Origin of the sequence: Paenibacillus sp. NPDC101420, assembly GCF_050277435.1 — a bacterium.
GTDB lineage: Bacteria > Bacillota > Bacilli > Paenibacillales > Paenibacillaceae > Paenibacillus_AQ.
In genome coordinates this window covers 404,333-427,633 of sequence record NZ_JBNNSE010000005.1, presented here as the reverse complement: position 1 = coordinate 427,633, position 23,301 = coordinate 404,333, and the positions used below count along the sequence as shown (strand labels likewise).

The window sequence follows — 23,301 nt, the reverse complement described above, 5'->3', positions numbered from 1 at the left end:
GGGGAGGATAACTCATGCCGAACGACTCAGTATTCAATCAGAGTAGCCAGCCACTTTTTACAGAACAAGTCAATACGTATGTTGCACCTGGTATAGATTCAGCTCCTGAGGGGGGAGCAGCTAAGGCGGGGTTATTGTTTGGAATCCCATTTACTTCTACGGTAACGACGGCTGCCCCGTTAGTTATTCAGATTAGTAATCCGGGAGGAAGCGGACGTACCTTATATGTATCCCGTGTTACTGCCAGCTCAGCGACGGCGGCGGTTACTTTATCACTACTTCGGAACGCTACGGTCACCGGAACCACCGTTACACCGATTAATTATAATTTTGGCAGTGCGTTAACCAGTGTTATGACGGTAAGAACCTCTACAGCTGCGCCTACTGGAGGTCCGGCTACTCTAGTATCTCTATTGCTGGCGGTCGGTCCGGTCATTGTTGATTTTACTGGACAAATTGTTGTTCCTCCCGGAAATTCCATCACTACCTCCGTAACGATTGCATCGGGGTCATCAGCGGCGACAACGTCTATCAGCTGGTGGGAATATTAGAAACAGGAGGGGATAAATATGCCTAATCAATTTGTATTTAACGACAACGATCAACCGCTTTATGTGGATATGGTGAACACCTTCCAAGCGCCAGATATTAGCGCGCCGCCTGAAATAAGCGCTTCGCAGGCTGCAGTCTTGTATTCAACTAACACATCTGCGTCTAGTTTGGTCGTACTTAGTCTAATATCCGCAATAGCTTCTATTCGGATTAGTAATGCTTCAGGCAGTGGAAAAACTGTTTATATCTCACGTATAAGCGGCAGTATTGGCGGTTCTTCTCTACTATCCGCAATGTCGGGTAGCTTTACAATTGTAAAAGGAGGGACGCTAACTTCACCAGCAACCTTAACGCCAACGAATAATAATTTGGGCAGCTCGGCGACGAGTGCGATGACCGTTCAGTCTTCCACAGCAGCCATTAGCGGGGGAACGACGCTTTTCAATTATCAATTGGCACCGGGGGCTTTCACACAGAACTTTACGGGCAGCATCATTGTCCCGCCTGGGACTGCTATTTGTGCTAACGTAACCTCATCCAGCTCCGCCGTAGGTTTAACGATTACCTCAGCGTTGGGTCTTCTTTGGTGGGAACAATAGCGTTCTTGCTGCGAACCATTCACAGAGCTGAACCTTGACATCACTTGGGTTGAGGTTTTACATAAAAGGGTGGAATGTATAGAAAATAAAGGGGATTGGCATTATACAATAAAGTTGCATGTCAGATTGGAATGTGAAAAGAGGGACAATTATGGAAAGTTGTTTATTTATTCATGGCTTTACCGGAGGTGAGCATGAGATCTCTCCCTTGTCCCAGTTTATGGAGCAGCATAATTACCGTTCCAGAACGTTTACCCTGAAAGGGCATGGGGGGAGCAGGAATGATTTATTGCATTCGGATCGACATGATTGGCAACAGAGTGCTGAAGATGAATTGACAGAGCTGTTAAAGACGGATGAAGGTGTTCATCTGATCGGCTTTTCTACCGGTGCCCTTATTGCTTCACATCTTTCTGTACGGTATAAACCCTGGATCAAATCCCTTACTTTATTGTCCACTCCCGTATTTCCGCTGAATCCTGTGGAGATTCTTAAGACTCTTGGGAGCTTTTCCATGCTAAAAACGTATATTAATAAATTCACTTCAACGCCCCCAAGGGCGACGAGAGAGTTTCAACGATTGGTCCGGGAGAGTTTTTTAATCTATCCGCATATTGAGACTCCAACCTTGATCGTGCAGGGTAAGCGAGATCATCTTGTGAAGACTCGAAGCGCTGACTTCCTGCAGCATACGATTCCTACAGCCCAAAAACAGGTGATAATGGTGGATAACAGTGGTCATATGGTTTGTCATTGTGAAGATAAGGACCGGATTATGAATGAAGTACTGCATTTTATTCAGAGTGTAGGAAGCTAAGCATATAAGGTGAATAATGAACCCCAAAGAGCCCCCAATAAGGAGGCTCTTTTTCTTGGGGATTTTATTTTTTATAGCTTGACAACGCATTCACAATCATGGTAATTTTTAGTTGGGAAACCGGTTTCCCTAAAATTATTTGTTTTTTGTGTTAAAGACGTTAAAAACATTAGAGACATCACTGGGCGGGCTTGGTTTTTAATCAAGGAAGTAGGTTTTAGAGTGTTGTGAATACGCTTTAATAAGAGAGGGAGATGCACACAATGAAACGTAGGTTATGGTATGTACCCGTTCTAATTACATCTATTCTTCTTTCTACCGTGATTAATTTGTTTGTCTTAACACCGCAAAAAGCTGAAGCGGCAAGCATCGGCACGATTAATGAGAACGACACTATTTATCAGATTATGGTTGACCGATTTAATGATGGAGATACTTCCAACAATGCTACTGGTGCGGCAATTCGCTATGGAGAAAACTCTGAGGAAGATTTCCGTTATATGAAAGGCGGAGACTGGCAGGGGATTATCGATAAGCTATCATATATTAAAAATATGGGCTATACCGCGATTTGGATTTCCCCAGTGGCTGAGCCACAAATGACTAACCGGGAAAACAATGGTACCGGTAAAAATACAGCCTATCACGGATACAACGTTAAGAACCCTAACGCTGCCAATCCATACTTCGGAACGAAGGAGAAGCTGAAAGAGCTTGTGGATTCCGCACATGCGCTTGGCATCAAAGTAGTGATTGACGTTGTGCCAAACCACGTCGGTGATTATATGCTAGGTTCCCAAGCCTATTATGATATCCCATCATTGCAGCCAGTGGCTCCGTTCAATAATCCGGCATGGTACCACCATAATGGAGATATTAACTGGTCTCTAGCGGATGGAAGATATGATCAGTGGGTGCAGGATTACTTAGAGAATCATGATTTGGGCGGGCTAGATGACATTGATTTCGATGTTCCTGCGGCTAAGCAGGCGATATTCGATTCCATTAAAGGCTGGTTTGATTATACAGGCGCTGACGGTGCGCGTGTGGATGCTGCCAAGCTGATGAAGCCAACAGATATTGGTGAGCTACAAAATTATCTGGGCGTTAATACATTTGGCGAGAATTTCGACGGAAATGCTGAATTTGTCTCACGTTGGGTCGGAAACAATAAGGAATGGGGCATGCTCGATTTCCCAATGTTCTTCTCCGTACTTAACAGCTTTGCTTATGGGCAGTCTTTTGAGTCCAATATCAAAAGCACCTTGGCACAGGATTCCTACTACAACGGGAATGCCAATCACATGGTTACCTTTATCGACAATCATGACCGCAACCGTTTTCTAACGGAAGCCGGGGGAAGCGTTGATAAGCTGCAGAATGCTTTAACCTTTATTTTTACAGTTCGTGGAACACCGGTTGTCTTCCAAGGAACAGAGCAGAACAAAGGCAATGGCAACAGTCAGATCATGACAGGAGGTATTGCGGATACTTGGAACCGTTGGTCTATGGTGAAACGGGATGCAAGCGGAAACGTGATTGAGAACTATTTTAATGAAAATGCCAGCACCTACAAGCACGTAGCCAAACTTAATGAAATTCGTAAAAATAACCCAGCACTACGTACAGGTACTCAACGTGAAATGTGGGCTGCACAGAACTTATATGCCTTCTCACGTCGTATCGACACTGGAACTAATCAAGGTCAAGAAGCTATCTCTGTATTTAGTAATCAATCTAATGGTTCGCAAACGGTAACCATCCCGCTACGTGCCGAGAGTAGTTTGACCGCAGGAACAGTTTTGTATAATCAGCTGAATACTGCAGATACAGTGACTGTACAATCAGGCGGAGTAACTGGAAAGCAAATTACTGTAACTGTAGGTGCGAATTCAGCCAAAATCTATGCGAAACAACAACAACCATCAGAAACAGTTCCTCCAACTACTCCGACTAATGTAACGGCAACTGTTCAGAATGCATCTAGCGCTTTGATCAGCTGGACGGCTTCTACCGACAACGTAGGCGTAACTGGATATGAAGTTTATCGTAATGGTGTCAAGGTAGGCACAACGGCGACTACATCCTTTACGGACAATGGTTTATCCGCTAGCACTACCTATAACTACACGGTAAAAGCATTTGATGCCGCAGGCAATCTATCTCTTCTTAGTGCGATTGCGTCTATTACAACACCAGCAGGGAACAGTGTCACGATTTACTATAAGCAAGGTTATACCTCGCCTTATATTCATTATCGCCCAGTAGGAGGTACATGGACGACATCTCCGGGTGTGGCTATACCTGTATCTGAAGTAGCCGGATACAACAAAATAACGATTAATATCGGTTCCGCCAGCCAGCTTGAAGCATGCTTTAACAACGGCAGTGGCACATGGGACAGTAACGGGGGAAGCAACTATCTATTCGGTACTGGAACCTGGACTTATACGCCAACAGGAAGTATTACATCGGGTGGACCAGTGACACCAACGCCAACATCAACAGTAACACCGACACCGACACCGACACCGACACCGACACCGACACCGACACCGACACCAACAGTAACACCAACAGTAACACCGACACCAACGCCGACAGTAACCCCAACGCCAACGGTAACCCCAACACCAACGACTACACCGACTGGCAACACTGCAACGATATATTATAAGAATACGGCTTACAGCAGCTCTTACATTCATTACAAGCTGGATGGGGCGACAGTCTGGACGACGGCTCCTGGTGAACAGCTTCAAGCTTCTTCTTTCCCAGGATATAAGTCGATCACAATTCAGCTGGGCACTGCAGCCGGACTGACCGCAGCCTTTAATAATGGCAGTGGTACATGGGATAACAACGGCAGCAGTAATTACCATTTTGATGCTGGAACCTGGAGTCTTGTGAACGGAAGTATCAGCGCAGGGGAACCTCAAGCAGACAGTGTGACGTTTCGTGTAAATGTTCCAGCGTCTACTCCGGCGAGCGGACCTGTGTATCTTACCGGTACCTTCAACAGCTGGAATGCAGCGGATCCAGCCTATCAACTGACTAAAGGTAGTGATGGGGTGTATTCCATCACACTGAGCTTACCAGCAGGAACAGCGGTGCAATATAAAGTTACGCGGGGCGCTTGGACTAATGTAGAGGTAAACTCGAACGGATCGGACATTTCCAATCGAACGCTTACTCCAGCAGGCGGCGCACAAACAGTGAACCTGACCGTGCAGCGTTGGAAAGATCTATAAGTTACTATAAGAGTGGATCAAAATACCTTTCACATGACAAGGAGCGGCCCCCCGTGTGGGGCCGCTCCTTGGTAAGTAGTACGAAGCTTTTTCATTGTAGAAGATACAATAGAAAAGTAGTCCAATTATGAAGTTGCTCCAGAGAATTTAGCTCTCATCGTGGATTCACGAGGAATTAGTTCTGGCTCTAGTAGCAAATGCTTGTGGGGCGCATCATTGCCACGAATGCGCTCCATCAGCAGCTGCCCTGAAGATACACCCAGCTTAAACGTATCGATATTAAGCGAAGTTAAAGGAGGTGTTGTATAACGGGACAGCGGATATTCATCGAAAGCGGCGATGCCGAGTTCAGATGGAACATCAATTCCGAGTGCTTTTGCGGCTTGAAGCACCCCAAAGGCTACATAACTGTTCATACACACCACAGAGTCTGGCCGTTCTTCACGCTGCAAAAGCTCAAGGGCAGCATGATAGCTATCATGTTCATCAGCCTTGCAGTTAATGATCCATTGCTGAGGAACGGTAAGGTCAGCCTGCTGTAATGCGCTTAAGTATCCACCTAGGCGATGTGTATAAATTTTTTCCTGCTGCTGCCCGCCTATGAAGGCTATCTTTGAATAACCTTGTTCGATGAGATGCTCGGTCAGCATGTTGCCGCCTGCTTCATTATCGAAATCAACCCAACTTCCGGGGGTCATAATCTCTCCAATGGAGATGTAAGGAAACTCCAGTTGATTCAGTTCTTCAGATAGCTCTTCAGTCAGCACGGAGTTGTTGGCAATAATACCGTCGACACGTTTGCTAAACACAAGCCTATTTAGAAAATGGCCTTCTGGACTGCTATGTTGCACATTGGAAATGGTCAGCTCGTATTTTAAAGGTGCAATTACGCTCTCGATTCCACCAATAATGTTGTAGAAGAATTGGTTCAGAAACTCACTTTCTTTAGACATATCGACCAGTAAGCCAATATTGCAGCTGCTTTGTCTAGCTAACCCAGTTGCGATACTGCTTGGCGTGTAGTTCATTTGCTTCATAATCTCTCGAACCTTTTGTTTCGTTTCCTGTGATATTTTTGGGGAATCATTTAGTACTTTAGATACAGTAGATTTAGCCACATTGGCTGCTTTAGCAATATCAGAAATCGTTACTTTCATCGTCGTCCCTCATAACTTGAAAACGGTATTTGTAACCATAATAACACAAATTTAGCAGTCTCTCTAATGATGTATGAACAGATAGATAGAACGATAAAAGTATAGAAGGAGTCCATAAGTTATGCCTCAATCATGGTTTGTATATCATACAAGTGAAGATCCATTTGCCTATCCTGTAGGTACAGGGACCCTGAAGCTCAGATTATTTACACAAGCTGGACAGCAATTATCCTGTACCGTAATCCACTCGGATCGTTATGATTCTCCGGGGCAAGAAGTTCCTTTGCAGATGGAGCGGATTGGGTCGGCCGGTATTTATGAGATTCACGAAGCAATTATTCAGACCAGCACTAGAAGAAGCAGATATCTATTCCATATAGCGAATGCTGCGGGGCAGTATATCTGGTATGGAGAGAGGGGCGCGTCGGAGAATCGGGAACGAGCAGGTTCTTTTCAATATGCATATCTTCACCATTCTGAGGCTTTGAAGTTACCGTTATGGAGCCAGGATGCGGTGACCTATCAAATTTATCCTAACAGCTACAATGGTGGAACTCTAAAAGGCATTATGGACAAAATACCTTATCTACAGCAGCTTGGTGTGAACACAATTTACATGACGCCTGTATTTGAGTCTCCTTCCGAGCATAAATATAACACCTCCGATTATTATAAGATCGACCCTGCATTTGGCGATGTAGATGGATTGAAGACGCTGGTCAGTGAGGCACATCGTCATGGAATTAAGGTCATTTTGGATGCCGTGTTTAATCATTCGGGAGATCAATTCTTTGCTTTTAAAGATGTCATGGAACAAGGCGAGCAGTCTCCTTATAAAGATTGGTTCTTTATTCGTTCTTTTCCCGTAACACAGACGCCTGCCCCGAATTATGAGACATTCGCTAAAGCTGAAGCGCATATGCCTAAGCTGAATATGGATCATCCTGACACGGCTAAATATATGATAGAGGTTGCTAAGTATTGGATTCGTGAAACAGAAATAGACGGCTGGCGTCTTGATGTAGCGAATGAGGTCAACCCGGCTTTTTGGTCCCGGTTTCGGCAAGAGCTAAAGTCTGAATTTCCTGAAATTTTACTCATTGGAGAGATAATGCATGCATCTGGGCCTTGGCTTAGAGGGGATCAATTCGATGGTGGCATGAATTATGTGCTTCGGGATGCCGTGCTGGAATTCTTTGCAGAGCAGTCAACAGGGCCAGATCGCTTTATGGAGCAAGTACTCCATCAGGAGGCGTTGTATAATGACCAGGCGAATTCGGCTATGTTTCAATTGATTGGCAGTCATGATACGTTGCGTTTTCTTACAGCGTGTAAGGAGGGGGGACGTGGCTGGGACCGCGAGAGTACGGCAATACAGCGCATGAGGTTGGCAGTTTTTTTTCAGATGACTTATATCGGTATTCCGATGATCTATTATGGGGATGAGGTTGGGATGGAAGGAGCTACGGACCCTCACTGTAGAAAAGCTATGGTATGGCATGAGCAAGCTCAAAATACAGCGCTGCTGAAGTGGTATCAAGAGCTAATTTTCCTAAGAAAAAGCTGTGATATTCTACGAAAAGGTAAGTTTCGTCCTTGGTTCACGGATGAAGTCCGTAATGTCTTCGGTTATACACGGGGAATGGATCAAGAGAAGATAGGTTTAATTATCAATAATTCTCCGAACGCGTACGAGCTTGAGCTTAATGTATATCGTTCGGATAAGAATTTGCTTACCGATTTACTGTCAGGAGCTACTTTTAAAAATAATAACAAGCTTATAGTGAGCATTAAACCGTTTGGATGTTTAATGTTGTACTAAAATAGTATAAGGCCTCTCTTCAAAAGAAGGGGCCTTATTCATCAAGAAACGGGTGTCATCTCCAAAGGATGGCGAAGCCGTTTCTTTTTTTAAATATAAGAAAGTATAAGTTTCACGCTATACATTATCCTTATATTTCTCGCATAAACGCTGACCGTCCTTTAGGGACGCTAAAGGCGTTTTTCCTTGTTTGTAGCACTTTTTTTATTTTTGTTCTTTAAGTCTCTATACTCCTGATTCTCCCATTGTTTTAGCAACGGAAAAGGGTCAAAAGCCCATTCAGTAATCCCTCGGTCACGGTAGATGCCAAAATGTAGATGTGGCGGGAATTTCCCTTGTGTTCCTGGATTTCCGTAACCTGAGCTGCCAACCCAGCCAATGATTTCACCTGGTGAGACGATATCTCCACGAGAAATGGATTTGTTATACCCGGATAAATGGGCGTAATAATGGTAACGGTTCTCGATATCACGAATTCCAATTCTCCAGCCACCGTAGCGGTTCCAGCCTTTAGTTTCCACTAAGCCAAAGCAGGTGCTGCGTACCGGCATACCTTGCGGTGCAAAGAGGTCAGTCCCTTCGTGAATACGTGCCCCACCCCAGCTTCTGCCGGTTCCCCAAGTGCTACGATAAGAATAAGAATTACTTAAGGGAAGTGGAAAAGCATTACCTGATAGGTCAAGCCGACCAAAATGTTCATATAGCTTGGCGAACTGAGCTATGCGCTGAGAGGCACGACCATTGTGATAATACTCCCAAATGCCAATGCTGAAATCATTAGCTGAATCACCATATTTTTGCAAGTGTCTAGCCATACTATATAGAACATCAGCATCATTCTCTGGATCGGCGATTCCATCTCCTGAGCCATCACGGCCGAAGCCGTTAAAGAAAGTGATGGATTCAGGAGAAGTATCCTCCTGATCCGGGTTGAGTGGACCGGACCATACGGGTGCTGGAATCATGATTCCAGTAAGACGGTTGGTGACGGGTTTGTCTGAGGAACCTTTTTTGGCGATGGTGCGTTCATATTGATCAATGGCTGCGAATCTAAACCAAGGGATTCCAGTGGCTGCACTCAGTTGATCATAAATCCCCCTACGGGCAGACCATATGGATTCTTTGCTAGCATTAACAGAATTGCCGCTGCTTTCCACCGGTTGGACTGTAGCCTGTACTGCAGCTGCTGGAACGGGAAGGCCTAAACCACCCCAAAGGATAGCGGCCGCGGACAGACATAACATAGTTCTCCGGTTATTAGTATTCTTAAATAGGGCCAGCAAGATAACAGCCTCCTTTTGTCCGGGCGTAGAATTGAATGTAGGCACTTCGGATAAAGCTTTTATTATAGATTGAAGCAAAAGGCTACTTTTTATCCGTTCTTGTCTAAAGGTACCAGTAAATTCTTCGCCGGAATCGAAGTTGAGATGCCCTGCATATTTCACAAAAACAGGCAATTGTAAAGCGCACATGGTATAATATGAGGCAGCATCTTTCATCTGCAGCATCACATTCAGGAGGAAGCGGGGTTTATTATTTTGACGAATAAAACAGCAAAGCAGCCTAAGCCGGATTGGATTAGAATCAAGCTAACTACCGGTGATAACTATCAGGAAATCAAGAGCATGATGCGTTCTAAAACTTTACATACCGTATGTGAAGAAGCTAGGTGTCCGAATATTTATGAATGCTGGGCAAATCGAACGGCTACCTTTATGATTCTTGGTGATATATGTACTCGCGCATGCCGTTTCTGCGCTGTGAATACAGGGTTGCCGACAGAGCTGGACCTGCAGGAGCCTGAACGTGTAGCAGAAGCTGCAGAGGGAATGAACCTTCGCCATTGCGTGGTGACCAGTGTGGCCCGTGATGATCTTGCGGATGGTGGCGCTCAGATTTTTGCTGAGACGGTAGCGGCAATTCGTAAACGCCTTCCGTTATGTAGTGTTGAAGTATTGATTCCAGATTTCCTGGGAGAACGGAATAGTCTAGAGATTGTTATGAACAGTAATCCAGACATTCTTAACCATAATATTGAGACGGTGGAACGGATGTCAGACCGTGTACGGGCTAAAGCGAAGTATCGCCGTTCGATGGAACTGCTGCGCAGAGCCAAGGAAATGAAGCCGGATATTCCTACCAAATCAAGCATTATGCTTGGAGTCGGTGAAGAGTGGGATGAGATTTTACAAGCAATGGATGATTTACGAGCCGTAAATTGTGATATATTGACTTTAGGACAATACTTGCAGCCTTCTCCAAAGCATTTGAATGTGGAGAAATATTATCCACCAGAGGAATTTGCGCTGCTTAAGGAAGAGGGATTGAAGCGTGGCTTTAGCCATGTGGAATCAGCTCCGCTTGTTCGCAGCTCTTATCGTGCGCATGAGCAGGTGAAATCTGCCGCTCAAGCTCGTGAGGAGCGCACGGTTTCTTCTAGTTAATTTTTTATTTTTCAAGGTAGCAGAGGGTAGAAGGAGCGAAAGCGATCTGAAGCCCTCCGCGCTTAGGCTACACACATAAAAAAACGTTGATTTGAGTCATTGGAGAGAAATGTTGGAGCTGTAGGAGCGTTAGCGTTCGCCTGAAAGCTTTCCGAAGGAAAGCTAGCATCGTAAGCATACACTGTTGATTAATTTCATCGCTGAATGCGGTTCAAATAAAAGAAATTAATCAACAACAGCGACCGAAAGCCCAATATTTCTCGGAAATGACGGCATAATCAACGCACCCTCCCCACAGAAAGGCAGGCGACAAAAGGTTTGATCGTTATAGGCGGAAAAGGCTACGAACTAATGTTAGATCATAAGGATGGTTGGAATCCGGAGGCGTTTCGCGGAAGATATAGCGAAGTGCTGGAAAGATACGACTACATTATTGGTGACTGGGGTTACAGTCAGCTGCGTTTGAAAGGTTTTTATCGGGACAACCACCCAAAGGTGAATCGGGATACAGCGATTTCTGGCATGGTCGATTATATTAATGAATATTGCAATTTTGGCTGCGCATATTTTGTGTTGCATAAGTTAAAAGAGGTACCACAAGAAGGTTTGTTCAAGGATATTCTGATCAAAGAAATACCAGAGCCGAGTGAGGAAGAAGATTCGGAGCTAGAAGCTGAAGATAATGATGGAGCGGCTATAGATAAAGAGCTCTCCTCTAAAGAAACATCATCTAAGCAAGGTTCGAATTCATCTGCTGCATTTAAAGAGATGACTTCTGCTAAGGATAGACCTCTGAGAGAACATCAAAGCCGAAATCACCGGGGTAAAGATTCGCAAGGGAAGAAATCCAAAAAGGAATTTCAAAGCAGACCACCACAAGGTCAATCCCAAAAACCCCAAAACACACAAAAGCCTCAAAATAATCAAAATACACAAAACACACAAAACACACAAAACATAGAAAATCCACAATCGTAACGATGAAAGCTGACCATAAGTAGAGTCCTTCTACGAATGAGACAGCTTTTTTCTTTTGAATAGATATGCACAAATAATAAAGGCAGCAAACCCCATCTCTGGAGAATTGCTGCCTTTTCTTATGGATTTATTTTATAGATAATTTCAATTGCTTCTGTGTAGCATTGTAACTCCATACGAGTGCCGGAAACTTCTTCTTAAAGGCATTTAATTCAATGTAGGTCTCACCATTCTGAGATAGCGCCTCTTTGGAGGAAAGCGTAAAGCCGGTAGATGTGCCTGTTCCGCTCTTTACGATGACCTTCTTGTTCTTCGCATCCCAGGTGATCTCGCCCTCGACAAGCGCAGCCAGCACCAGCGATGAAGCATAAGTTTTATCGCCCTGCTTCACAAGACCAACATTACCAGCAAAAGGAACCCCGTTGATATTTAAGATATGATGATCTCCGGTGACTTCTAAAGTCTTCATTCCAGCAATCTGCAGGGCAGTAATCAACTGTGCAGTTTTCCCTTTTACCTCAATATCCGGTGCGAGACCGATGTGATTAAAGTCTTCTTTTTTAGGTGTTAGATATTTCTGCGTGGTCAATTTCAGCATGTCGCCATTAGACACTGGAAGTAGGCTTTGAATACGCGCTTTGCCGTAAGAACGAGTGCCTACAACAGTAGCCAGCTTGTTGTCGCGCAGGGCGCCCGTAAGAGCTTCTGACGCACTTGCAGTGTATTCGTTGGTTAGAATTACGACGGGCACACCGATTTTGCTGCCACTAGTAATCGTTACAGGAGTTAACGCGCCACTTTGATCAGAGGTATACATCATGATGCCTTTATCCATAAAACTAGAGGCAATGTTGTATGCCGAATCCATGTAGCCACCCAAGTTATCACGTAAATCAAGCACCATGGATTTCATTCCCGCTGTACGCATCTTCTTCAGCATAGCGGCGAATTCTTCATCAGAATTCTGTGTGAAACCACTTAGCGAAATATAGGCAATCTTCGGACCAATGAGGGTTCCAAAAACGGAAGTCGAGTTCAATTCATTTCGGGTGACAACATAAGATTTTGTGACACCATTTCTGAGGATCAGCAGGGTGACCTTAGTGCCCGCGGCTCCACTTAGTTCCGAATCATCCGTTTCGTCAACAGGTATTCCGTTGATTTTGAGAATCGTATCGCCGCGTTTCAAGCCTGCCTTTTCAGAAGGAGAACCTGGAGAGATTTCTTCGATGTAGAGCTCTGTTGGCGTATATTGAAGTTTAACACCGATGCCAACGTATTCGAGATCAACCGCATGTTCAAATTGCGCCGCTTCCTCGGAATTGAAGTATTGGCTGTATGGATCATCCAGTGTGTTCACCATGCCGTCAATTGCTCCGCGAATCAAAATATCTTTATCTACATCTGAAAGATTATAGTTCTCCAATAGCTTCATTACTTCATTAATAAGATCACTGTTGTCTGTGGAAGCTTTAGCGGCATCTGCAGCGGAAGCCAGTGGAGCAAATGTAATAGATAAAGCTAGACAGCTGGTTAACAGTGCACTTATTATTTTTTTTGATTTCATGGAATCAAACACCCTTTTTATTAGGATTTCACAAGTTTATTGTAGATGCTATATGTGTCATCGATTGTCCATACACCAGTATCCGACTTGGATAGAATATAGATAAGGCCTTGCTCATAAGTCTCCTCTTCACTAGCTTCCTTGTCTTTGCTTTCTACATATATAGCAGCTTCTTTGGCACTGTAATAATAAATATTTGAAATGCCTGGAGTATAGGTAATATCATACGAAGCAAAGAAATCATCCAAATCTGCCTTGAGAGAGGAATCATATTCTTCTCCATATGAAGTCATCGTGGAAAGAACTGCTGTAGGATTCTGTTCGTTCATTGCTTGATAATACTTGCTAATAGTACCTTTGATGGCATCCGCATCGTTTTGAGGGATGTTGGCTGCTGGTTTTATACCTTGTTCATGAGTAAGGAGAACGGTCGAGCTTTGGGATTCCACGGATGAAATCTTCCAGCTTCCGTTCTTGCGGACCAGGGTATATACGTATTCATTCTCTGTATCTGGAGTATAAGTCCCACCTATTCTGCGTGAACTTTCAAGCGTATACACAGTGGCTTCGTCAGCTGTAATGTCGAGGATTTCCAAGCTATCAATAGTATTCTTTATGTCAAAAGCTTTAAAAGATTCATTGAGTTCGGCCACTGATTCCGTGTAAGAGTACTCCGGATCCATAAGGGAGTAGAAGCTAGTCGCTTTTTCTTCATTGAAATATTGATTAGACAAACGGATTAATGCTGTAATGGCTGCTTCGTCCTTACCTTTGGAGACAGGAGTAGTAATTTGTACACTTCTACTGGTAGAATTCCAGACAGCTGTGCCCCCGGTTGCCTCTGCGATAAAACGCAAAGGGATGTATGTAGTGCCGGCTGAGGAAACTGGTGCAGTGGTTAGTTTTTTAACGGTTCCGTTAACAGTAGCGCGGTTACTGCCAATTTTGAGGGTAATCGCAAGATTTGAACTTTTTCCTGTTATCGTTCCAGTTTTGGCATCCCAGAGAACTTGAAGTCCAAGCTTCTCAAAGACAACCCGGAAAGGTACAAGTACAGAATTGTTCGCTAAGTATGGGGATCCAGCGGTGAAGGAAACCTTACTTCCGTTAATATAAACATCAATTGGTTTCGATGCTGCAAAAGCCGGGACCGCAAGTATGAGGGCCAGTAGACTTATGCTTAAGAGGGATAAAAATCTTTTCAACAGTACTCTCTCCTTTTATGTAACTCTTTGTAAAATAGCCTCATTATACCATTTGGCTTCTCTCTCAGTCTATCAGTTGGTGTTAGTTTTGTCACACAAAAAAGCCGGAGAAATGGATATCTCCAGCCACTGAAAATCGTTGGATCGAAGGTTAATCTTAAACTAAAAAAGCTTCACGTACACGGTTCCAGAACGGAAAAGGACGGTACCTGGCGAAACTGACCTTCTTGTCCGATACTTGGCAGCGTACTGAAATCAGATCATCTACTGGGATATTGTTATGATCTATCGTGAGTAGTAAGCGCTGATCCTTACATGAAAGAATATCGCAATGGTGATGCTTCGGCAGTAGTAATGGCGACCCCATTGTTCGAAATACGCGGTTGTTAATTGAGGCGATTTCGGCAATCTGCAGCGCTTCTATAGATGGGTGAACCATGGCTCCCCCAAGGCTTTTGTTATAGGCCGTGCTACCAGAAGGAGTAGAAATACAAAGCCCATCACCCCGGAACATTTCGAAGGTAACATCATTGATGTCAACTTGAATCATTATAGTTCCATCTACCCCTTTAAGGGTAAATTCATTTAGGGCAATGTGGGACGAAGAACCGGATTTCTTGTGAATTTCCAGCTCAAGCAACGGATATTTCACGATACGAGGTTTCTGAGGCTCAGAATCCTCGGTTCCGCACATGTAGTCGATTAAGGTGGGTAGCTCTTCCGCTTGCCAGTCCGCATAGAAGCCTAAGTGTCCTGTGTGCACACCTACGAAGGCTAGATTGGGGATTTGATCGATAAAGGTATGAAAAGCGTGCAGCATTGTGCCGTCTCCGCCAATAGAGATGACGATTTCGGGAGACTCGGCATCCAGTTGCAGGTCCCGCTCCGCCGCCAGCTTGTGAAACTGCTCGGCAAGTTTGATTGATAGTTCATCACCGCGGTCCAGAACATAATATCTCAAGATGTACAGGCTCCTTTTGTATAATTCAGTCATACACCGATCATAATCAATCTTGACCCGGAACACAATATGTTAATCAACTTCGCCGTACCCATCGAATCATTGTCATGAATACAGGGATAAGCAGTGAGACTAGAATTGCAGCAGTTAATAATAGGCTCAGCAGGGCGAGGCTTGCCGTAATCCCTGAGGCAGAAGGAGTAAAGGCAGCAGAGGCTGGTAATGATACCCATGCGGTAGACAGTCCTGTGTTCATCACAGGGTTCCAGAGCAGCAAGACCAATCCTGATGCGAGTATGGCGTGAATTAGCCGTGCAGTCAAAAATGGCAGATACCGCAGCCCGGTACCATTCAGAATACTTGCCACCTGGGCATGTACAGATAATCCGCCCCAAGAGAGAATGAAGGCAGCTGCCGCTACCTTGAACTGAAGCGGGATGGAAGCTGCGGCTTCACCTGCTGAACGGGCACCGATCGTCACCTCAAAGAATCCGCTAATGAGAGCCTGAGCTAGTTCTGGAGGACCACCTACAAGGGACACAAGATGTCCTGTCATGATAAAGAGGGAGGATAGGATACCGGCACGGGCTAGCAGTTCCATTAGCACATTGAAGAATACAACCAAACCGCCTACGACAATAATAAGCTTTAGCGAGGACTGGATTGCTCCCTTTAATAGCTCCCCAAAGCTCCGTCCATCTTTGCGCCGAGCCTCTTCCATGGCAAGAAGTGCTGCATGGATTCTTCCAAAACCTTTTTTGGCTGGAACAGAGGGGGCAGTAGAACTAGTTATGGATGGGTCTTGGGAGGGGGAGCTCTGTTCTTTGCGTCCATGGAACGACATTAGCAAGCCAACAATCAAACCGCTCCCATAGTGGGCGAGGGCTAGGATGAGCCCCAACGATGCGTCTCGAAAGAAACCAACGGATACTGCACCTAACAGAAAGATTGGGTCAGAGGAGGTTGTGAAAGCGACTAATCGTTCGCCCTCTACTCTGCTAATCAGATTCTGTTCCCGCAGCTTAGCGGTTAATTTAGCGCCAACAGGATATCCTGATACATATCCCATCGCAGCGACAAACCCGCCGCTACCTGGTATACCAAAAAGAGGGCGCATCAATGGATCGAGCAGTGCACCGAAGAGATGAACGATCCCTAGGCCTAGCATGATTTCGGATATGACGAAGAATGGAAATAGGGAGGGGAATAACACATCCCACCAGATGGCCAGGCCTCGTAAGGCTGCGCCAAGGGATGCCTCCGGATGAAGCAACATCAGCAGCATACAGCCTGCCAATGTTAATCCCAGCAGTGGGCCGCCAATCTTTTTAAAAGTCATAATTAACGCCTCCTGATCTATGGTTAGATGTATGCGAAAAGAAGGACAAACAGCACAAAAAAAATAAAGGAAGCGGTTACATAAATCGGTGCTTTTTCGTTCGAAATATGATATTATGTAAATAAGAAATGCACCCTCTGTTACAAGAATAAATGGGATGGAGTGATGGCGATGAGCGTTGTAGCCGGAGTTCTCGTTTGTGCTTTTGTATATGTGATCCGGGTCTCTCTCGTCCCTTCAGGTGATGAAGAATTTCGGACCTACTGACAATAACCTCCAGGCGCTAAACTATAGTTTAGCGTCTTTTTTCTGCCGTTTAGGGGCACTTTCGACGGATATCCGAGCCGTGCTTTTTTTTGGTATAATAAAGTAAGAAACGTTTCATTAATATGGAAGAGAGCTGGTAACCTCAATGAATCCAAATGAGAGTATATATGAGAACCTAGGAGGAGCTGAGGCGCTACATCGATTGGTGGAAGTGTTCTATGCCAAAGTGCAGCTTCATCCGCAGCTGGGTCCGTTATTTCCTGAAGACATTTCTCCTGTTCTGGAGAAGCAGTATCAATTCCTGACACAGTTTTTTGGCGGTGGCCCATTGTATTCAGAACTGCATGGACATCCCATGATGAGAGCAAGGCACATGCATATTCCCATTACTCCAGAACGTGCTGAAGAATGGTTGCAGTGTATGAAAGAGGCGCTTGAGGAGACCGGCGTAGAAGAGCCGCTACGTTCGTTCGTCCTTAGCCGCCTTGCAGGTCCCGCACATCATTTTGTTAACATGCCCCAGGAATAATAAGGGACAGGTTGATCCTGAAAGGAATGAGAGTACTTGCCAGAGTTAATACCCCTATATTCTATTAAGGTCAAATGTTGCAATTGTGAACATGAATTTTCAACCTCTCGCGTACGCCCTAGCCTAAAAAAGGCTATCCGCCGCGATGCTGATTTTTGCGCATATTACAAAAACGAGAATCCGGATTATTATGTTGTACGTGTCTGCCCGAGTTGTGGGTTTGCCTCTACAGAAAATTCAGCGGACAAGCTGACGGATCTGCAGCGAAAAGCATTTAATGAACAGGTAGGAAAACGATGGAAGAGCCGTGACTTTGGGGATAAACGAAGCTGGGAAACTGCACTTGAGACCTATAAACTGGCGCTTTTATGCGCTCAAAGTATTAACGATAAGGATCGAATTATTGCAAGTCTGCTTCATCACATTGCCTGGTTGTATCGGTATCAAGGGAATACGGAACAGGAACAACGCTTTTTGCGCTATTCATTAGCTGAATATGTGAAGGTATACGAAAAAGACGGAATAGCTGGCAATGATGCCCGGCTCATGTATCTTATCGGCGAACTTAACCGGCGCATCGGAGAGTTCTCTGTGGCTGTAATGTGGTTTTCCCGCCTGATTAATGATCAGAAGATTATGGATGCTGCGATGATTCGAGCTGCCAGGGAGCAGTGGGTTGTGCTAAGAGAGCAAATGCGCGGCGAAGCTGTAGATATTGATGCCGATGGATTGCCTTCAGGTTCTTAAAGCTTCACGAACAACAAAAAGCGCAGAAGAGAGTAATGCTCTCGTCTGCGCTTTATAAAAATGGTAAGATTGGGATTTAGATGACCTTCTATTTATCGGACTGCCCGATCGAATAGGAGGTAATCTCCGTCGTTATCTACAACTGTGGGACTGGCGCTGCAACATGGGAAGACAAGTAGTTTTTTCTTGCCGTCACGAACGATTTGCAATTCTTTTGGCTTCATAGGGAGAAGAACATTCTCCGAGTTGCAGAAAGGGCAATACTGCACATACATATCGCCTAAAATAATGTCATAAGGCCAGGTATGACTAAAAGGAATCATTGTGAATCCTTCCCAGAAGGAGACTCTTCATTTCCATCCTCAGCTTGCGGTGAATTCTGCTTTTTGGATAGCTCAGCTATTTTTTGTAGCAAAATATGTTGGGGCATATGCATTAAGTGTTCCAGTGGAACGCCTAGTTGCTTGGATAACGTTATGGCTGTTTCCGGTGAAATTTGTAGTGGCTTCATATGGATGCCCTCCTAAAGTTTATCGGCTATGAATGTTCCGGTATCGTTATTCACTTTACCATGGTGTTAAGTCAATTACAAAGAAAACCAAATGAGAGCAAAGGAATGGTGAGAAGACATGAAACAACCATTATCACTGACTTGGGAACTTGATTCCATATTTCCTGGAGGATCGTCCTCTACTGAGTTAGAAAGCTTTTTAAAGAATCTTGAACAAGATATTGCAGCCTTACAGGGTCTGGTGAAGAATGCTGTAGCTCCAACGGATGTTGAGTCTACAAAGGCGCTGGACGAGGTTATAGAACTGCTTCAGAGCTGTTCAGGAAGACTTGTGGAGGTCTCTTCCTTCGCAGACTGTCTGGGCGCTCAGAATCAAATGGACAAGGGTGCGGTAAGACTGGCGGCTCGAGTGACAAGTATGCGTGCCGGATTCGAAGGCATTAGCTCACAATTCAGTAATGTGCTTCGTCAGACTACAGACAAGGTATGGGCAGAGTGGATGGCACGTCCGGAGATTGCTCCATTAACGTTCGTGCTGAGCGAGAGCCGTGACTTGGCCCGTGAGAAGATGAGTCCAGAGTTGGAAAGCTTAGCGCTAGAACTAGCCGTTGACGGATATCATGGATGGAGCGGGCACTATGATACGATTGTAAGCTCGATTAAGATCCCATTTGAGGATGAAGAAGGAACAAAGCTCCTCTCCGCAGGTCAAGCTTTTAACAAGCTGGATGATCCAGATCCGAAAGTACGTCAATCCATGTTCCATAAATGGGAAGAAGCATGGACCGAAGCAGCAGATAACTGTGCGGATACCTTGAATCACTTAGCAGGCTTCCGTCTGAAGCTCTATAAAGGAAGAGGTTGGGAAGATATTCTGAAAGATCCGCTGAGCATCAATCGCATGTCACAAGATACTTTGAATGCGATGTGGGACGTGATTACGAATAGCAAGCCTGCACTCGTGACCTATCTTCAGCGTAAAGCTAAGCTGCTTGGACTGGATGCTCTTTCTTGGGTAGATGTCGAAGCGCCAGTGGGTAAATCTTCAGGTAAAATCCCATATGATCAGGCCGCTAAAGATATCGTTACCCAGTTCCGCAAATTTAGTCCGAAGATGGCAGAGTTTGCAGAGCGTGCTTTTGATAATAACTGGATTGAGGTTGAGGATCGTCCGGGAAAACGTCCTGGAGGTTTCTGTACATCCTTCCCTGAGAGTAAGGAATCGCGGATTTTCATGACTTATAGCGGTACAACTTCTAATGTTTCAACCTTGGCACATGAGCTGGGACATGCTTATCATTCTTACTTGCTGGATGATCAACCTGTATTTAATCAGAACTACGCTATGAACGTTGCAGAGACTGCTTCAACCTTCGCAGAGGTCATTGTATCTGACGCTCAGGTTAAAGCCGCTAGCAACGCTGAAGAGAAACTGGCGTTGCTTGAAACGAAAATTCAAAACAGCGTAGCCTTCTTTATGAACATTCACGCTCGGTTCTTATTCGAGACTCGTTTTTATGAGAAACGTAAGGAAGGCCTTGTAAATGCTGAAGAGCTGTCTGAATTGATGGTGGAAGCACAGAAGGAAGCCTTCTGTGGGGTGCTTTCGGAATACCATCCTCATTTCTGGGCTTCTAAACTGCATTTTTATATCACAGATGTGCCGTTCTATAACTTCCCTTACACCGTTGGCTACATGTTCAGCACAGGCTTGTATCGACTGGCTCTGCAAGAAGGAGCGTCCTTTGCAGACAAATATGATAGCTTGTTGCAAGATACTGGTGTGATGACTTTAGAGGATTTGGTACTTAAGCATCTGGGTGTGGATCTTACGAAGCCGGACTTCTGGCAAGGCGCTACAGATCTGATTGTAGCTGACATTAATGAGTTCTTGGAGATGACGGAGCAATTAGTTTGAAAAAGTCTAAACTAAGACAAATTTAGCGGTAGAAAAAACAATAATTTTTCAGCATGAACACGCAAAAGCCCCTGATACAGGGGCTTTTTTTAATGATAAAATGTCGAAAAATCACGATTTATAAAAAGAAATATGCGATTAATCTATGGATTTCGCGCATCTATAGGGATAATAACCCAATTTTGCCGAATAATGTTGTTTGCCATTTGTTAGTAACCTATAATGAGTCTTAAGCCTTATATAAGGCACGCTAGAGTACCACTTGGCTGAACTCACAAAAATAAGCAAGCGCTTACGAAGTCGGTTCTGCGAAGTGCACTCAAATCAAGCTATGCTCACAAAACTTTTAGGAGGAGAAGTAATGCTTAAGACGGAACAACTATCATTAGCGAGACAGATGGATATGGTGTTTAAGGAGCTGCAGGAAGAATTATCGGGATTAACTTCTGGTACGGTTTTTGTGCAAATACGAAATAACATGATCGGAAAATTCGGGATACGACATAATCCTCTTTCTGGGCGAAGCGGGGTATTCACTGATGCAAAAGAAGGGATGACAGATGGACAACAGTCTTCTTTTCGACTAATGGCGCTGGAAAGCCTGAAATACAAGCGGCGTTGGACGCATGGTGAGATTTCTTATGAATTCGCCATTAGACAGGGAATGGTGATTGTAGATGCTACGTTGGAGTCCAATTATAATATGGCGAATCTAATGATTCGATCGCCTCGTAATGCCTATGCTGAAAGTTCCGAACAGTTTTTTGGTTAAGCGTTGTTTACATAAAATTTCAATAATTGTGAAAATCAAAAACCCTCCCACAGCTTCAGAAAGAAGTGTGAGAGGGCTCAAAAGCTACTCGGCTTTAGGCTTTATGCTTGATATCGCCCTAGCCGGATAAAACACTTAAGATAACGTTGTTACTGACGACCAGACAGTTGTTGTTCTGCCAGTTGTACTAGACGTTTAGTGATGTAACCGCCCAGAGAACCAGTTTCGCGAGAAGTGTAGTTCCCGTAATAACCGTCAGCTGGGATCGTTACTCCAAGCTCCTGTGCTGCTTCATATTTCAACTGTTGCAATGCCGCAGTTGCTTGAGGAACGACCAGGTTATTGGAACGGCTGCTACGACCTTGACCTGCTTGACCCATGTGTGTCACCTCCTTCGCCCGTTGTGAAGATAGTATGAGCGCTAAGAGGTTAATTCATGCATCACTTCGAAAGGTTTTAAGGATGGTAATTATTAGTGAAATAAAAGTGAGGATAGAAATCCTTTATTACTAGGGATTACACAAAAAAATCGGTCTTCCCTTACGTAATCGCAAGGCAAGACCGATATAATGTATATCTGCTTTAAATCTCAGGATAGATCATTTCCAGCACGGTGGATAGATTCTGACTTTGACCGGGTTCTACCGTTAAAAGACCTGTGAAGGAAGCATCCTCGGATACATTCGGTGCATTCGCGAGCCAGGTATAGGGCTCAATACACAGAAATTGATCAGCCGGTCCTTTGGTATATAGCACCCAGTGACGGAATAGATTCTCGTCAGCAGTATAACGAAGGCCATAACCATCATCACGTAATAATAAGGCTTCTACAGGCTGTTTTTCTCCAATACGTAGAGCAGTATCAAAATTAGTTCCCTGCATGTTCATTCCGGTGTTCAAGGCTTCCAGATCACCAAGTGGAATCAGATTGCCGCTAGGGAGCAATTCTTCGTTCAGTTCATAAATACTATTTACTGGGAGCTTAAGATTCCAGCGCTCAGGTTCTCCATCAATCATAAACCAGGTGTGATAACCGATCCCAAAAGGAATTCGATGATCTCCAAGATTAGTAACCTTTAAAGTTTGGGTAAATCGGGCTTCCTGAAGCCTAAACGTCATTTCGAATTTAAGTGGGATAGGGAATTGCTCCATCCAGTGTGGATCATCTTCCGTTCGGAATTCAGTAGTGACCGCGCAACCATCCTCATCTTCTTCAATATCGCTGACACACCAGGCCTGAGTTCGGTGTAGACCATGAATATGATTGTCATTAGCGGTATTCTGGTCAAATTGATAACTTGTACCCTCGAATTGAAATTGGCCCTTACGAATTCTTCCGGGTGGAATTAATAGCGGCATGCCAAAATGGTAAGGTTTTTGCATAAAGAAAGCTTGATCGCTTTCATCAGGCCGCCGTAGAATTTCCCGTTGTTTCTTGACATCAAACAATGAAATCACGTTATTTCCTAGTCGCGGCAAAAGCGTGACTTCCAGTTCACGGCTGTGCAAAATATAAGTATCATAACCGCCCCACTGCCCTTTGGTCACCTGTTTCATGAGATATGCTCCTTTATCGTAACTGTAATCGAATAGAACATGGATAACCTTATCATAACAGATTTATACGGTAGTGGTTAAGTGATTTGACAACTTCTCTTTATGGTTCTATGATGAAGGCATTAATTCATGATGATAATGTGATGACGGGGACAAGTAGGCAGGCATTGCACCTTCAGAAAGCCGGTGGTTGATGCGAACCGGTAGGACAAACCTGATGAATGGACCCCTGAGCGCCGAGCTTGAACGGGAGCTAGATACCCTAGTAGACCGGCCGGATCTTCCCCGTTAACGGAAGACTAAGGCTG

21 protein-coding genes and 1 other annotated feature (1 of these 22 running past the window's edge) are annotated in these 23,301 nt (G+C 44.6%); of the genes, 11 read left to right on the top strand and 10 right to left on the bottom strand.

Annotation, left to right across the window (positions count from 1 at the left end):
- Window positions 1-14: 14 nt before the first annotated feature.
- The 4 genes from ACQKMP_RS22410 to ACQKMP_RS22395 all read left to right on the top strand — a co-directional run bounded on the left by ACQKMP_RS22410 (window position 15) and on the right by ACQKMP_RS22395 (window position 5,219).
- Window positions 15-551 carry a hypothetical protein gene (locus ACQKMP_RS22410; RefSeq protein ID WP_339798516.1) on the top strand — a complete coding sequence of 179 codons (537 nt, stop codon included), beginning with the start codon at window positions 15-17 and terminating at the stop codon, window positions 549-551.
- 18 nt (window positions 552-569) lie between these two features.
- Window positions 570-1,151: a hypothetical protein gene (locus tag ACQKMP_RS22405; protein WP_042191651.1), complete on the top strand. Its 582-nt coding sequence runs from the start codon at window positions 570-572 to the stop codon at window positions 1,149-1,151.
- Window positions 1,152-1,302: 151 nt separating this feature from the next.
- Window positions 1,303-1,968: an alpha/beta hydrolase gene (locus tag ACQKMP_RS22400; protein WP_427471122.1), complete on the top strand. Its 666-nt coding sequence runs from the start codon at window positions 1,303-1,305 to the stop codon at window positions 1,966-1,968.
- A 263-nt stretch (window positions 1,969-2,231) separates the two neighbouring features.
- On the top strand, window positions 2,232-5,219 hold the full coding sequence (locus ACQKMP_RS22395; protein ID WP_427471120.1) for a carbohydrate binding domain-containing protein: 2,988 nt from the start codon (window positions 2,232-2,234) through the stop codon (window positions 5,217-5,219).
- A gap of 125 nt (window positions 5,220-5,344) precedes the next feature.
- On the opposite strand, the gene ACQKMP_RS22390 is transcribed toward ACQKMP_RS22395, so the two are convergent.
- Window positions 5,345-6,376, bottom strand: coding sequence for a LacI family DNA-binding transcriptional regulator (locus ACQKMP_RS22390; RefSeq protein ID WP_076285269.1), 1,032 nt, complete (start codon window positions 6,374-6,376; stop codon window positions 5,345-5,347).
- A gap of 121 nt (window positions 6,377-6,497) precedes the next feature.
- Between ACQKMP_RS22390 and ACQKMP_RS22385 the strand changes: the two genes are divergently transcribed.
- Entirely contained in the window at window positions 6,498-8,198 is a 1,701-nt protein-coding gene (locus tag ACQKMP_RS22385) for an alpha amylase N-terminal ig-like domain-containing protein (protein ID WP_427471118.1), read from the top strand.
- Window positions 8,199-8,368: 170 nt separating this feature from the next.
- Here ACQKMP_RS22385 and ACQKMP_RS22380 read toward each other — a convergent pair whose 3' ends face one another.
- Complete coding sequence (locus ACQKMP_RS22380; RefSeq protein WP_042194496.1) at window positions 8,369-9,442, bottom strand: M23 family metallopeptidase; 1,074 nt, start codon at window positions 9,440-9,442, stop codon at window positions 8,369-8,371.
- A gap of 294 nt (window positions 9,443-9,736) precedes the next feature.
- Here ACQKMP_RS22380 and lipA point away from each other — a divergent pair, with 294 nt between their 5' ends.
- Both lipA and ACQKMP_RS22370 read left to right on the top strand, forming a co-directional pair.
- Window positions 9,737-10,642 (top strand): lipoyl synthase, encoded by a 906-nt coding sequence (gene lipA / locus ACQKMP_RS22375; RefSeq protein ID WP_042191639.1) that lies wholly within the window; start codon window positions 9,737-9,739, stop codon window positions 10,640-10,642.
- A gap of 351 nt (window positions 10,643-10,993) precedes the next feature.
- Window positions 10,994-11,620 (top strand): YutD family protein, encoded by a 627-nt coding sequence (locus ACQKMP_RS22370; protein ID WP_081383019.1) that lies wholly within the window; start codon window positions 10,994-10,996, stop codon window positions 11,618-11,620.
- A gap of 127 nt (window positions 11,621-11,747) precedes the next feature.
- On the opposite strand, the gene ACQKMP_RS22365 is transcribed toward ACQKMP_RS22370, so the two are convergent.
- The 4 genes from ACQKMP_RS22365 to ylbJ all read right to left on the bottom strand — a co-directional run bounded on the left by ACQKMP_RS22365 (window position 11,748) and on the right by ylbJ (window position 16,692).
- Window positions 11,748-13,187: a S41 family peptidase gene (locus tag ACQKMP_RS22365; protein WP_076285267.1), complete on the bottom strand. Its 1,440-nt coding sequence runs from the start codon at window positions 13,185-13,187 to the stop codon at window positions 11,748-11,750.
- Between the two features lie 20 nt (window positions 13,188-13,207).
- Window positions 13,208-14,392, bottom strand: a complete 1,185-nt coding sequence (locus ACQKMP_RS22360) for a stalk domain-containing protein (protein WP_427471115.1) — start codon at window positions 14,390-14,392, stop codon at window positions 13,208-13,210.
- 157 nt (window positions 14,393-14,549) lie between these two features.
- Window positions 14,550-15,353 (bottom strand): NAD kinase, encoded by an 804-nt coding sequence (locus ACQKMP_RS22355; RefSeq protein ID WP_042191633.1) that lies wholly within the window; start codon window positions 15,351-15,353, stop codon window positions 14,550-14,552.
- Between the two features lie 76 nt (window positions 15,354-15,429).
- Window positions 15,430-16,692, bottom strand: a complete 1,263-nt coding sequence (gene ylbJ, locus ACQKMP_RS22350; RefSeq protein ID WP_427471113.1) for a sporulation integral membrane protein YlbJ — start codon at window positions 16,690-16,692, stop codon at window positions 15,430-15,432.
- A 412-nt stretch (window positions 16,693-17,104) separates the two neighbouring features.
- Between ylbJ and ACQKMP_RS22345 the strand changes: the two genes are divergently transcribed.
- Window positions 17,105-17,488 carry a globin gene (locus tag ACQKMP_RS22345; RefSeq protein ID WP_042191628.1) on the top strand — a complete coding sequence of 128 codons (384 nt, stop codon included), beginning with the start codon at window positions 17,105-17,107 and terminating at the stop codon, window positions 17,486-17,488.
- A gap of 36 nt (window positions 17,489-17,524) precedes the next feature.
- Window positions 17,525-18,235 carry a DUF2225 domain-containing protein gene (locus ACQKMP_RS22340; protein ID WP_076285264.1) on the top strand — a complete coding sequence of 237 codons (711 nt, stop codon included), beginning with the start codon at window positions 17,525-17,527 and terminating at the stop codon, window positions 18,233-18,235.
- Between the two features lie 92 nt (window positions 18,236-18,327).
- Here ACQKMP_RS22340 and ACQKMP_RS22335 read toward each other — a convergent pair whose 3' ends face one another.
- Both ACQKMP_RS22335 and ACQKMP_RS22330 read right to left on the bottom strand, forming a co-directional pair.
- Window positions 18,328-18,558, bottom strand: a complete 231-nt coding sequence (locus ACQKMP_RS22335; RefSeq protein WP_042130921.1) for a hypothetical protein — start codon at window positions 18,556-18,558, stop codon at window positions 18,328-18,330.
- On the bottom strand, window positions 18,555-18,746 hold the full coding sequence (locus tag ACQKMP_RS22330; protein WP_042130920.1) for a YycC family protein: 192 nt from the start codon (window positions 18,744-18,746) through the stop codon (window positions 18,555-18,557). The genes ACQKMP_RS22335 and ACQKMP_RS22330 overlap by 4 nt, the downstream gene beginning before the upstream one ends.
- 118 nt (window positions 18,747-18,864) lie before the next feature.
- On the opposite strand from ACQKMP_RS22330, the gene ACQKMP_RS22325 reads away from it, so the two are divergent.
- A complete protein-coding gene (locus tag ACQKMP_RS22325; protein ID WP_042191623.1) occupies window positions 18,865-20,664 on the top strand; it encodes a M3 family oligoendopeptidase in 1,800 nt (599 codons plus the stop codon).
- Window positions 20,665-21,025: 361 nt separating this feature from the next.
- Window positions 21,026-21,436, top strand: a complete 411-nt coding sequence (locus ACQKMP_RS22320) for a hypothetical protein (protein ID WP_042191621.1) — start codon at window positions 21,026-21,028, stop codon at window positions 21,434-21,436.
- 149 nt (window positions 21,437-21,585) lie between these two features.
- Here the strand turns inward: ACQKMP_RS22320 and ACQKMP_RS22315 are convergent, their stop codons facing one another.
- Together ACQKMP_RS22315 and ACQKMP_RS22310 are read right to left on the bottom strand one after the other, a co-directional pair.
- Window positions 21,586-21,816 carry an alpha/beta-type small acid-soluble spore protein gene (locus ACQKMP_RS22315; RefSeq protein ID WP_042130917.1) on the bottom strand — a complete coding sequence of 77 codons (231 nt, stop codon included), beginning with the start codon at window positions 21,814-21,816 and terminating at the stop codon, window positions 21,586-21,588.
- 202 nt (window positions 21,817-22,018) lie between these two features.
- A complete protein-coding gene (locus ACQKMP_RS22310; protein ID WP_042191618.1) occupies window positions 22,019-22,993 on the bottom strand; it encodes an aldose 1-epimerase in 975 nt (324 codons plus the stop codon).
- Between the two features lie 134 nt (window positions 22,994-23,127).
- Window positions 23,128-23,301, top strand: a binding site (T-box leader); it runs 66 nt beyond the window's last position.

Bases quoted from the DNA above. Each gene is read 5' to 3' on its own strand.
- ACQKMP_RS22410 (WP_339798516.1), top strand. From the start codon at position 15: ATGCCGAACGACTCAGTATTCAATCAGAGTAGCCAGCCACTTTTTACA.
- ACQKMP_RS22405 (WP_042191651.1), top strand. From the start codon at position 570: ATGCCTAATCAATTTGTATTTAACGACAACGATCAACCGCTTTATGTG.
- ACQKMP_RS22400 (WP_427471122.1), top strand. From the start codon at position 1,303: ATGGAAAGTTGTTTATTTATTCATGGCTTTACCGGAGGTGAGCATGAG.
- ACQKMP_RS22395 (WP_427471120.1), top strand. From the start codon at position 2,232: ATGAAACGTAGGTTATGGTATGTACCCGTTCTAATTACATCTATTCTT.
- ACQKMP_RS22390 (WP_076285269.1), bottom strand. From the start codon at position 6,376: ATGAAAGTAACGATTTCTGATATTGCTAAAGCAGCCAATGTGGCTAAA.
- ACQKMP_RS22385 (WP_427471118.1), top strand. From the start codon at position 6,498: ATGCCTCAATCATGGTTTGTATATCATACAAGTGAAGATCCATTTGCC.
- ACQKMP_RS22380 (WP_042194496.1), bottom strand. From the start codon at position 9,442: ATGTTATGTCTGTCCGCGGCCGCTATCCTTTGGGGTGGTTTAGGCCTT.
- ACQKMP_RS22370 (WP_081383019.1), top strand. From the start codon at position 10,994: ATGTTAGATCATAAGGATGGTTGGAATCCGGAGGCGTTTCGCGGAAGA.
- ACQKMP_RS22365 (WP_076285267.1), bottom strand. From the start codon at position 13,187: ATGAAATCAAAAAAAATAATAAGTGCACTGTTAACCAGCTGTCTAGCT.
- ylbJ (WP_427471113.1), bottom strand. From the start codon at position 16,692: ATGACTTTTAAAAAGATTGGCGGCCCACTGCTGGGATTAACATTGGCA.
- ACQKMP_RS22345 (WP_042191628.1), top strand. From the start codon at position 17,105: ATGAATCCAAATGAGAGTATATATGAGAACCTAGGAGGAGCTGAGGCG.
- ACQKMP_RS22335 (WP_042130921.1), bottom strand. From the start codon at position 18,558: ATGATTCCTTTTAGTCATACCTGGCCTTATGACATTATTTTAGGCGAT.
- ACQKMP_RS22330 (WP_042130920.1), bottom strand. From the start codon at position 18,746: ATGAAGCCACTACAAATTTCACCGGAAACAGCCATAACGTTATCCAAG.
- ACQKMP_RS22325 (WP_042191623.1), top strand. From the start codon at position 18,865: ATGAAACAACCATTATCACTGACTTGGGAACTTGATTCCATATTTCCT.
- ACQKMP_RS22320 (WP_042191621.1), top strand. From the start codon at position 21,026: ATGCTTAAGACGGAACAACTATCATTAGCGAGACAGATGGATATGGTG.
- ACQKMP_RS22315 (WP_042130917.1), bottom strand. From the start codon at position 21,816: ATGGGTCAAGCAGGTCAAGGTCGTAGCAGCCGTTCCAATAACCTGGTC.
- ACQKMP_RS22310 (WP_042191618.1), bottom strand. From the start codon at position 22,993: ATGAAACAGGTGACCAAAGGGCAGTGGGGCGGTTATGATACTTATATT.